Source organism: Streptomyces sp. NPDC059828 (genome assembly GCF_042731955.1).
In the GTDB taxonomy this organism is placed as follows: Bacteria; Actinomycetota; Actinomycetes; order Streptomycetales; family Streptomycetaceae; genus Streptomyces.
In genome coordinates this window covers 42,293-49,346 of sequence record NZ_JBHWIW010000055.1, presented here as the reverse complement: position 1 = coordinate 49,346, position 7,054 = coordinate 42,293, and the positions used below count along the sequence as shown (strand labels likewise).

Sequence of the window (7,054 nt, the reverse complement as noted above, 5' to 3'; positions counted from 1 at the left end):
GCCGCGAAGCGTACGGCCTTGGCCACCCGCACCGCGACCTGTCACTGCGTCCGGCGCCGGATCCTGCTCCCCAGCCAGACCAGCGGGTCGTACTTGCGGTCCACCGCACGTTCCTTCAGAGGGATCAGCGCGTTGTCGGTGATCCTGATGCCCTCGGGGCACACCTCGGTGCAGCACTTCGTGATGTTGCAATAGCCCAGGCCGTGCTCGTCCTGGGCGGTGCGCTTGCGGTCGATGCCGGAATCGGCGGCGGCGTCGAGGGGGTGCATGTCCAGCTCGGCGACCCGCATCAGGAAGCGGGGGCCGGCGAAGGCGGACTTGTTCTCCTCGTGGTCACGCACCACATGGCAGGTGTCCTGGCACAGGAAGCACTCGATGCACTTGCGGAACTCCTGGGAGCGGTCCACATCGGACTGCTGCATGCGGTACTCGCCCGGGGCGAGCCCGGGGGGCGGGACGAAGGAGGGGACCTCACGGGCCTTGGCGTAGTTGAAGGAGACATCCGTGACCAGATCGCGCACCACCGGGAAGGCCCGCAGCGGGGTGACCGTGATCGTCTCCTCGCGCGAGAAGACCGACATCCGGGTCATACACAACAGCCGCGGGCGGCCGTTGATCTCCGCGCTGCAAGAGCCGCACTTGCCCGCCTTGCAGTTCCAGCGCACCGCCAGATCCTGTGCCTGGGTGGCCTGGAGCCGGTGGATGATGTCGAGGACGACTTCACCGTCGTGGACCTCGACCGTGAAGTCCGAGAGACCCCCGCCCTCCTGGTCGCCCCGCCACACCCTGAACCGAGCGTCGTACGTGCTCATGCGTACAGCTCCTCTTCGGCGAGGTACTTGACCAGCTCCTCCTTCTCGAACAGGGCGAGCAGGTCGTTGCGGATGGGCTCGGCGTTCGTGCGGACGAGTTCGATCTGCCCCCGCGCCGGGTCGGTGGCCGCGAGTGCTCCTGTGGGGTCCGCCAGCCGGCACAGCAGATTGACCCGGCGCCACTCGCGGTCCATCCCGGGGAAGTCCTCACGGGTGTGCCCGCCACGGCTCTCGTTGCGTTCCAGCGCCGCCCGGGCGATGCACTCGCTGACCAGCAGCATGTTCCGCAGATCCAGGGACAGGTGCCAGCCCGGGTTGAACTGCCGGTGCCCCTCGACCCCGGCACGCCGGGCGCGGACCCTGAGCTCCGCGAGCTTCTTGAGGGCCTGCAGCATCTCGGGCTCGCGCCGGATGATGCCGACCAGGTCGTTCATGGACTGCTGGAGCTCCTGGTGGAGCGTGTACGGGTTCTCGGGCGCCGCACCGGGCTCCGGGCTCTCCGCACTGAACGGCCGCAGCGCCTCCGCCGCGGCCGTGTCGATCTGGGCCCCGTCCACGACCGGCCTGTTCCCGTCGAGGCTCGCCGCATACCGGGCGGCGTGCAGCCCCGCCCGGCGGCCGAACACCAGCAGGTCGGAGAGCGAGTTGCCACCCAGACGGTTGGACCCGTGCATTCCCCCCGCGACCTCGCCCGCCGCGAAGAGGCCGGGGACGCCGACCGCGGCGGCGCTGTCGGACTCGACCGCGACACCGCCCATCACGTAGTGGCAGGTGGGTCCGACCTCCATCGCCTCCGCCGTGATGTCCACGTCCGCCAGCTCCTTGAACTGGTGGTACATGGAAGGCAGCCGACGCCGGATCACCTCGGCGGGCATCCGGGTCGACACATCGAGGAACACCCCGCCGTGCGGGGAGCCACGGCCCGCCTTCACCTCGGCGTTGATGGCGCGGGCCACCTCGTCACGAGGGAGCAGCTCGGGTGGTCGCCGGTTGTTGTCCGGGTCCTCGTACCAGCGGTCGCCCTCCTCCTCGGACTCCGCGTACTTCTCCTTGAAGACATCCGGGACGTAGTCGAACATGAACCGCTTGCCGTCGCTGTTGCGCAGCACCCCTCCGTCGCCACGCACCGACTCGGTGACGAGGATCCCCTTCACCGACGGCGGCCAGACCATCCCGGTCGGATGGAACTGCACGAACTCCATGTTGACCAGCGGAGCCCCGGCGAGCAGCGCCAACGCCTGACCGTCGCCCGTGTACTCCCAGGAGTTCGAGGTCACCTTGAAGGACTTGCCGATCCCGCCGGTGGCCAGCACCACGGCGGGCGCTTCCAGCACGAAGAAGCGGCCCGACTCGCGCTCGTAGCAGAAGACCCCCGAGACACTGCCCCCGAGCCCCCGGCCGGGGGGTGCCCCCGCCTCGCTTCGCCCGTCGTCCTTGAGGACGCGGGTCACCGTGCACTCCTGGAAGACCTTCAGCCGGGCCTCGTAATCCCCGAACGTGGCCTTGTCCTCCTGCTGGAGGGAGACGATCTTCTGCTGGAGGGTCCGGATCAGCTCCAGGCCCGTCCGGTCGCCGACATGGGCGAGGCGCGGATACTCATGGCCGCCGAAGTTGCGCTGGGAGATCCTCCCGTCCTTCGTGCGGTCGAAGAGCGCGCCCCAGGTCTCCAGTTCCCAGACCCGCTCGGGCGCCTCCTGGGCGTGCAGTTCCGCCATCCGCCACTGGTTGAGGAACTTGCCGCCGCGCATGGTGTCGCGGAAGTGGACCTGCCAGTTGTCGTGGGCGTTCGCATTGGCCATGGAGGCGGCGATCCCGCCCTCCGCCATGACTGTGTGGGCCTTGCCGAAGAGCGACTTGCAGATCACGGCGGTACGTGCGCCCTGCTCGCGCGCCTCGATGGCGGCCCGGAGTCCCGCACCCCCCGCGCCCACCACGACGACATCCCACTCCTGGCGTTCCAGCTCGGTCATCGATGAGCACCTTCCCTAGCACCTGGACGAAGCACCTAGAAGAACCGCGGGTCGGCGAAGGCGCCGCTGGCGAGCAGATACACGTAGAAGTCCGCGAGCGCCACGCTGACCAGCGATGCCCAGGCGAGCAGCATGTGATGCCCGTTCAGCCTGCTGACCAGGCCCCACAGGCGGTAGCGCACCGGGTGCTTGGAGAAGTGCTTCAGGCGGCCGCCGATGATGTGCCGACAGGAGTGACAGGACAGGGTGTACGCCCAGATCAGCACGATGTTGACGAGGAAGACGAGCGTGCCGAGCCCCATGTGGCCCCAGGCGTAGTGCTCGTCGCGAAACGCCAGCACGGTGTCGTAGGTGAGGATTCCGGCGACCGGCAGCGCCAGGTAGAAGAAGTACCGGTGCACGTTCTGGAGGATCAGCGGGAAGCGGGTCTCACCCGTGTACGTGCTGTGCGGCTCGGCCACCGCGCAGGCCGGTGGTGACGCCCAGAAGCCCCGGTAATAGGCCTTGCGGTAGTAGTAGCAGGTCAGCCGGAAGCCGAGCGGGAAGATCAGGATCAGCAGCGCGGGGGACAGGCCCCACCAGCTCCCGAAGATCTCCCAGTTGGGCCCGCCCCGCATGGTCTCGCAGTTCTCGGCGAGGCAGGGCGAGTAGAACGGCGAGACATAGGGCGCGGCGTAGTAGTCGCTGTTGGCGAAGGCTCGCCAGGTCGAGTAGACGACGAAGGCGAGCAGGCCGGCCGCGGTGACGGCGGGCGCCAGCCACCAGCGGTCGGTCCGGAGATGGCGGGGGGTGATGGCGGCGCGGGACGCGCTGTGCACGCCCGTCCCGCTGTGAGCGCTATGAGGTTGGGTGCCTGTGGCCAACGAGGTCTCCTTGGACAGCTCTTTCGGGGGCGTGCGTCAGCGGCACGCGAGCCTTACGAGTCCGGAGGAACGTCGGCCGTTACGGGGCGTGTCGGTCGCGCGCGCCCAGGCCCTCGTCGTCCGAGTCCGTCCACAGGGTGCTGTCGTATGGAGTGTCGGGAATGCTGACCAGGTGCTCGGGGCGGTGGACCGACTGGGCGCGGGAGGCGTCCTCACGCAGAAGGCTCTGCTCCAGCCGGTTGACCGTACGGGTCAGGTCGTCGAGACAGCGCTTGACCGCCGTCAATTCGTCCTGCACGGACATGTGTTGCCCTCACTTCCGCGGTCGCGGGTGGCATGCGGGTGTCTGGGGTTGCTCCCCAGAGGGCTCCTTGTGCGCCTGCGAGTGTCGCGCGTCACATCCCCCGTTGTGAAGGCGTGTGCACCGATTCCCGCCGCGCGCCACCCGGAGGAGGGCATCCCCGGTGGGCCGCATGGGTGGGTTTGCCGGCCGCCCCGCCGTGTCGGCGGCGCGCCCTTGCCACCGTGCCTTTCAGTGTAGGCGGAATCAGTGTGATCATCCCTAAATTTCCCTGTCAGCCTGAAGTGTCCTGAACCGGGACGAATCCGAACCAGCACGAAGAGGTACAGGCCATGCCCGACGTCGTCGCCGTGCGCCGGTTGCGCCGCAGGACCCTGCGCTCCGCTCTCGCCCTCCTCACCAGCGGGGTGATCGCGCTGCCCGTGCTGGCCGGGTGCACCACGGCACAGCCGGGGGCGCGCGCGAAGCCGGTGCCCATGGACATCGGTGCAGCCGCCCCCGACCGGCTCGACGACGGCGGCACCGTGCACTGGGCCGTCGACGCCGTGCCGGCGACCTTCAACGCCTTCCAGGCCGACGCCGACGCCGCGACCTCCCGGGTCACCGGCGCGGTGCTCCCGGCCCTCTTCCGGCTCGACGAGCACGGCCGTCCGCAGCGCAACGCGGACTACCTGGTATCGGCCGAGGTCACACAGCGCGAGCCCCGGCAGGTCGTGGTCTACAAGCTCAGCGAGCAGGCGGTCTGGGGCAACGGCCGGGAGATCGGGGCGCCCGACTTCGTCGCCCAGTGGCGGGCGCTGAGCGGCAAGGACACGGCGTACTGGAGCGCGCGCAATGCCGGCTACGACCGGATCGAGAAGGTCGAGCGCGGCAAGAACGACCTGGAGGTCCGGGTCACCTTCGCCAAGCCCTACGCCGACTGGCAGGCCCTGTTCACACCGCTTTACCCCAAGGAGGTCATGGGGGCTCCGGCGGCGTTCAACGAGGAGGCCCGCAACGCCCTGAAGACCTCCGCGGGCCCCTTCATGCTCCAGTCCACCAACCGCGAGGCCGGGACGGTGACACTCGTCCGCAATCCGCGCTGGTGGGGGACGCCCGCCCGGCTCGACTCGCTTGTGCTGCGGGCGGTGGCGCGCGACAAGCGCGCCACCGCGCTCGCCGCGGGCACGGTCGACGTGGCCGATGTCGACCGGAGTGTCGCGGACCGAATCGCCGTCGCCGTACGGGACGGGAAGAACGGTCCCACCGCGCGGACTTCCGGTGCCCCCGGCATGGGGTCCACGCCGACCTCCCTGGCCAAGGCCTACGGGGCCGACGAGGACGAGGCCGAGACGGCCCAGCTCGCCGGGGGACCCGGCGAGGCCGCCCAGGCGGAGTACGCGAAGGAACAGATCGCGCTGCGGGACTTCGTGGTCCGCAAGTCGCTGGAACCCGCGTACACCCAGCTCGCCCTCAACGGGGAGTCCGGGCCGCTCGCGGACGAGCGGGTACGCCGTGCGGTGGCCCGCGCGCTCGACCGCAAGGCGCTCGCGGAGACCGTGCTGGGGCCGCTGGGTCTGCCCGCCCAGCCGGTCGGCAGCCATGTCGCGCTCGTCGGCCAGCGGGCCTACGCCGACAGCAGCGCGGCACTCGGCGGTCACGACACCGAGGAGGCGCAGGCGCTGCTCGCTGACGCGGGCTGGACGAGGGAGGGCGCACGCCAGAAGGTCCCGGACGGGACCAAGGCGGGAGCGGAGGCGGACGCGGGCCGGGGCACGGCCGGGAAGACCCCCGCAGCGCAGCCCCCCGCCGCGCAGACCCCGGCCGCTCCGGGGGCCGCTGCCGAGAGCTCCGCCGCGCAGACCCCGGCCGTGCCGTCCGGCGGGGTGACCGGCGCCGAGTCCCCAGGCGCGGCCGAAGCCGGCTCCGGTGACCAGGCCCAGGACCCGGACCAGGCCCAGGACCCGGACCAGGCCCAGGACCCGGACCAGGCCCAGGACCGGTACGTCGGCGGCAACGGGTCCGACGACATGGACAGCTCCGGCGCCCAGGACGAGTCCGACGACAGCGTCTCCGACGAGGACGGCGGAGCCGCGGGCTTCGCACCGGACGACGACGAGGCAATGCCGGACGAGGACCCCGGCAACCCCAGTGACGACAAGCCCGGCGATGTGGTCCCCGGCCGTGAGGCGGGATGGAACGTCTTGGCTCCCGCCCGCAGCGCCGCCGTCCAGCGCGCGGCCCTGCGCCGTCAGGCCGACGCCCTCGACCGTGTCGACAGCGACCGCACCCGCGACATGGACGTGTACCTCGGTGACGGCACCCGCGACGACTCCGCGGCCGGTGACGACATGGACGCGTACGGGTACGGGACCGGGGACGCCAAGCAGGGCGGGGGCGGTATGGCCGGCGCCTACGCCCCTGTCGGCACCCGCGCCCCCGCTCCCGCGGGCACCGCCGGGCACCCGGCGAGCGGCCCGCTCGGCAAGGACGGCAAGCCGCTCACCCTGAGGTTCGTCCTCCCCTCGGGTCCCGGCTCGGGGACCCTGCGCACCGTGGGCAACCGGATCGCCCGCATGCTGGACGAGGTCGGCATCCGCACCGAGATCACCAAGGTCGCCGACGAGAGCTACTTCAAGGACCACATCGCGTCCGGCCAGTACGACCTCGCCCTCTATTCCTGGCCCACCAGCGCCTTCCCCGCGACCGACGCCCGGCCGATCTTCGCCAAGCCCCGTCCCGCCGCCGACGGCTCCCTGCTGGTGGAGCAGAACTACACCCGGGTCGGCACGGACCGGATCGACCAGCTCTTCGAGCGGGCGCTCTCGGAGCTGGACGAGAAGGACTCGGCGGAGCTGGTGAAGCAGGCCGACGCGCACATCTGGGCAGCAGCCGGATCCATTCCCCTCTACCAGCGCCCGCAGCTCGTGGCGGTCAGGCACGATCTGGCCAATGTCGGGGCCTTCGGCTACGCGTCGCCCCGCTACCAGGACATCGGCTTCAAGCAGCCGTAAGCAGCCCCAAGCGGCTGTAAGTGATCAAGAACGTCCGAACCGGAACACAACCGCGGATACATCCCTGCCCGCCGGGAACCCCGGCGGGCAGGGCCATGCCCGGAAGCCCTCGGAA

The 7,054-nt window shown here is 70.6% G+C and carries 5 protein-coding genes; 1 reads left to right on the top strand and 4 read right to left on the bottom strand.

Annotation, left to right across the window (positions count from 1 at the left end):
* Nucleotides 1–41: 41 nt before the first annotated feature.
* The 4 genes from ACFV6V_RS26880 to ACFV6V_RS26865 form a co-directional block, all read right to left on the bottom strand.
* Nucleotides 42–812, bottom strand: coding sequence for a succinate dehydrogenase/fumarate reductase iron-sulfur subunit (locus tag ACFV6V_RS26880; protein ID WP_385569809.1), 771 nt, complete (start codon nucleotides 810–812; stop codon nucleotides 42–44).
* Nucleotides 809–2,782 (bottom strand): fumarate reductase/succinate dehydrogenase flavoprotein subunit, encoded by a 1,974-nt coding sequence (locus tag ACFV6V_RS26875; RefSeq protein WP_385569806.1) that lies wholly within the window; start codon nucleotides 2,780–2,782, stop codon nucleotides 809–811. The genes ACFV6V_RS26880 and ACFV6V_RS26875 overlap by 4 nt, the downstream gene beginning before the upstream one ends.
* Nucleotides 2,783–2,817: 35 nt before the next feature.
* Entirely contained in the window at nucleotides 2,818–3,645 is an 828-nt protein-coding gene (locus tag ACFV6V_RS26870; protein ID WP_385569803.1) for a hypothetical protein, read from the bottom strand.
* A 79-nt stretch (nucleotides 3,646–3,724) separates the two neighbouring features.
* On the bottom strand, nucleotides 3,725–3,949 hold the full coding sequence (locus tag ACFV6V_RS26865) for a hypothetical protein (RefSeq protein WP_385569801.1): 225 nt from the start codon (nucleotides 3,947–3,949) through the stop codon (nucleotides 3,725–3,727).
* Nucleotides 3,950–4,278: 329 nt separating this feature from the next.
* Here ACFV6V_RS26865 and ACFV6V_RS26860 point away from each other — a divergent pair, with 329 nt between their 5' ends.
* Nucleotides 4,279–6,939, top strand: coding sequence for an ABC transporter substrate-binding protein (locus tag ACFV6V_RS26860; protein WP_385569799.1), 2,661 nt, complete (start codon nucleotides 4,279–4,281; stop codon nucleotides 6,937–6,939).
* The last annotated feature ends 115 nt before the right edge of the window (nucleotides 6,940–7,054 follow it).